4 protein-coding genes are annotated in these 3,473 nt (G+C 41.4%); 3 read left to right on the top strand and 1 reads right to left on the bottom strand.

From position 1 onward, the window contains the following. Positions 1 to 942, top strand: a 942-nt coding sequence (locus tag ACH2DQ_RS13910) for a LysR family transcriptional regulator (RefSeq protein ID WP_395027132.1), incomplete at its 5' end; no start/stop codon positions are given. Here ACH2DQ_RS13910 and ACH2DQ_RS13905 read toward each other — a convergent pair. Next, positions 868 to 2,226 carry an MATE family efflux transporter gene (locus ACH2DQ_RS13905; protein ID WP_394912020.1) on the bottom strand — a complete coding sequence of 453 codons (1,359 nt, stop codon included), beginning with the start codon at positions 2,224 to 2,226 and terminating at the stop codon, positions 868 to 870. The two genes, ACH2DQ_RS13910 and ACH2DQ_RS13905, sit on opposite strands and share 75 nt — an antisense overlap. Positions 2,227 to 2,422: 196 nt before the next feature. On the opposite strand from ACH2DQ_RS13905, the gene ACH2DQ_RS13900 reads away from it, so the two are divergent. Then, positions 2,423 to 2,935, top strand: a complete 513-nt coding sequence (locus tag ACH2DQ_RS13900; RefSeq protein ID WP_394912021.1) for a ferritin — start codon at positions 2,423 to 2,425, stop codon at positions 2,933 to 2,935. Continuing rightward, positions 2,935 to 3,473: (2Fe-2S)-binding protein (locus tag ACH2DQ_RS13895; protein ID WP_395027129.1), on the top strand; the 539-nt coding region annotated here is incomplete at its 3' end. The genes ACH2DQ_RS13900 and ACH2DQ_RS13895, both read left to right, overlap by 1 nt.

The following is a 3,473-nucleotide window of genomic DNA, read 5'->3' as shown; positions in this document are numbered from 1 at the left end:
GCGCTTCTTATAATGAAAATAGGGAAAGGTATTATGACAAACTTAGAGATAGAGGGATTTTTAACAATTGTAAAAGAAGGAAGTCTTTCAAGGGCTGCAAAGAAGCTTTTTGTTTCACAGCCGGCTTTGAGCAGAAGAATGAAAGCACTGGAGGATGAACTGGGTTATACTTTGGTGGTTCGGAAAAAGGGGATTAAGAATATTGAACTGACTGAGGAAGGCAGGGCGTTTATTCCGGTGGCTAAAAAGTGGAGATTATTGTGGAAAGAGGCAAGAGATATTTCCAGGCTGGACCGGTCGTTAATTTTAAATATTGCTGCGGTAGATAGCGTCAGTACTTACATTTTACCAAAAGTATATAAGAAATTTTTAAAAGAATACTCGGATATTAATATGTCGGTTCGGATGCTTCATTCTCAGGAGGCTTATGAATATGTGGAAAGTGGAATGGTGGATCTTGCATTTATTTCTGATGATATGTACTCACCGAATGTTGAGACCATTCCTGCATTTACGGAGCAGATGTTATTGATTTGTGCTGAAAATGCAAATTATCCCAGAGTGGTGCATCCCTCTATGCTGGATGTTACCAGGCAGATTCGAATGCCCTGGAATCCGGAATATGATATGTGGCATAACTATTGGTTTGACAGCAGGGTGAGGCCCAGAGTGTTTTTAGATAAAATGTCTTTGTTAGAGGAATTCTTATTCTGGCAGGATAATTGGGCAATTGTCCCGGCGTCTGTGGCTCACAATCTGGAGAGTAAGGGAGGTATTGCGGTCAGAGAGATCGAGGATGGACCTTCTGACCGAATAATCTACTATTTGTTGGGAGAAGACAGGAAGCCTGGGACGGTGAATGCTTTTTTAAATTGTCTGAAGGGGTTTCTGGATACGTCTTTGATACCGGATAAACCAGATGAACAGGGCAATTCCTTTTAGGGTACTGGATATTGTGATACTCCACCATATTCCATTTAAGCCTAAGGCGGTTCCAGCAAGCAACAGTGCCAGCGGTATTCTCGCTGAAGTGAGAATAATACCCACTACGGAGGGAGGTATTGTTTTGCCTAAGCCGGAAAATGCACCTGCTGTTGCAATTTCAATACACATAAATAATTGTGAAATACCCAGGATCTGCAGGTAATCGATACCCATGCCTAATACATTTTTGTCGGGTATAAATACTTGAAAAATAGGTCCTGGCAGGCAGATCAGAATAAGCGTACATAAGATGCCCCACACGGTAACAGCGCCCATTGAGACTGCATATCCTTTCTTTACTCTGGTTATGTTGCCTGAGCCAAAGTTCTGTGCTACAAAGGAGTTTACGGCAGCCGCAAAACCATCTGCGGTCATCCAGGAAATGGATTCTATCTGAGAACCAACTTTCTGAACGGCGACGGCAGTGTCTCCAAAGCCTGCGATGAGGCGTGCTATTATCATAGAAATGCCTGTAAATATCATACTCTGTATGGAGGTGGGAAGTCCGATCCGTATGATTTCAGACATATGCCGTTTAGATGGTCTGGATAATATATGTATTTTTTGAAAGATAACGGTATCTTTTAATGCAAAAATCAGAAATACCAGGGTTACAACGGCCTGGGCGAGTACGGTGGCAATGGCGGCTCCGGCTACTCCAAGGTAAGGGAACGGACCTAAGCCGAATATAAGTACCGGATCCAGAACCAGATTTAATGCAAGCCCTACCGTTGTGGCAATTAAGGAGTTTTTACTATTTCCCATAGCTGTCATTATTCCGGAAAATATTTGATTCAAAAAGGAGAACAGAACTGCGCCGCAGGTAATAATTAAATAGACCTGGGCATCTGATACAACCTGTGGGCTGTTTAGTTTAAAGAAGCCAATCAACGGTACATGGAAGATTATTGAGGCAAGCCCATAGGCAATGCCAAAGAAGATACCCAGCTGCAGAGCTGCTTTGGCATAGTCGGAGGCAGTCTGGTACGCCCCGGCACCAAAGGAGTGTCCAACTTTTACTTGTCCGCCCATTCTCCCCAGGGCAGCGAGTCCGTTTGACAGCCACATATACATGCCTGCAGCGCCTACTGCAGCCACCGCATTACTGCTGAGTCTGCCAATCCAGATCATATCGATCATATTGTATGCCATTTGAATTAAAGATGTTGCCATGATAGGTAAAGCCAGTTTTGTCAGTGAAGGCAGAATGGGACCCTTTAACAGGTTGATATTTTTACTCATAAGTACCTCGGAAATAGTTTATTTGCAAATGCTTTAGTTTGTCTTTTCATATCTATTGGAATTGATTATTATTAAAAGGATTATATCATAGTTGGTTACTGAATGTAATGCATTTATATTGACCATAATAATTACATTGTTTCTTAGTGATGCAGGTGCTATAATGATCACATAACAGAATCAAGGAGGAAACAAAATGTTGGATAAAAAAGTAGCAGAACTGATTAATACACAGATTAATAGGGAGTTTTATTCCGCGTATCTCTATCTTGATTTTTCAAATTATTTTATCGAAACCGGATTAGAAGGATATGCAAGCTGGTTTAAGATTCAGGCACAGGAAGAGCGGGACCATGCTTTGTTATTTATGCAGTATATGCAGAATAACGGAGCAAAAGTTACTTTCGAAGCAGTGGAAAAGCCGGAGTTTGAGTTTCAAAATCCAGGAGAGCCTCTTCAGGCAACTTTGGAGCATGAACAATATGTAACAGGCTTGGTTCATACAATTTATGAGGCGGCATATTCCGTAAAGGACTTCCGTACCATGCAGTTTCTGGACTGGTTCGTGAAAGAACAGGGAGAAGAGGAAAAGAATGCGGAAGACATGATTAAGAAATATAAATTGTTTGGCGAAGATCCCAAGGGTCTTTATCTGATTGATTCGGAGATGGCGGCCAGAGTTTATACGGCTCCGTCATTGGTGTTGTGATGGGAAAAACAAAATATATCTGTCCTTGCTTCAAGGTTACTTACGACGATGTCCGTAAGGCTGTTCATGATGGGGCGGATTCGTTCAAACAAGTGAAGAAGGCAACGAAGGTATCCGGAAAATGTGGACATTGTGAATGCAGGGTAAAGACGTTTACAAAAGAGATATTGAAAGATATGGAGCAGAAGACTTGCAGTGATAAGACAGCAGCAGATAAGGACAAGAAAAAAGCAAATAAAAAGATAGCAGATAAGAGTAAAGAAGTTGAGGAGACAGAGGGCAAGAAGAAGCAAAGTAAAAAGATAGCAGATAAGAGTAAAGAAGTTGAGAAGACAGAGGGCAAGAAGAAGCAAAGTAAGAAGATAGCAGATAAGAGTAAAGAAGTTGAGAAGACAGAGTCCAGGAAGAAGCAAAGTAAGAAGATAGCAGATAAGAGTAAAGAAGTTGAGAAGATAGAAGGCAAGAAGAAGCAAAGTAAGAAGATAGCAGATAAGAGTAAAGAAGTTGAGAAGACAGAGTCCAGGAAGAAGCAAAGTAA

The sequence above is a fragment of the Robinsoniella sp. genome (assembly GCF_034124845.1).
Note: the sequence above shows the minus strand (reverse complement) of the source record. Positions and strands in the feature narration are given on the sequence as shown.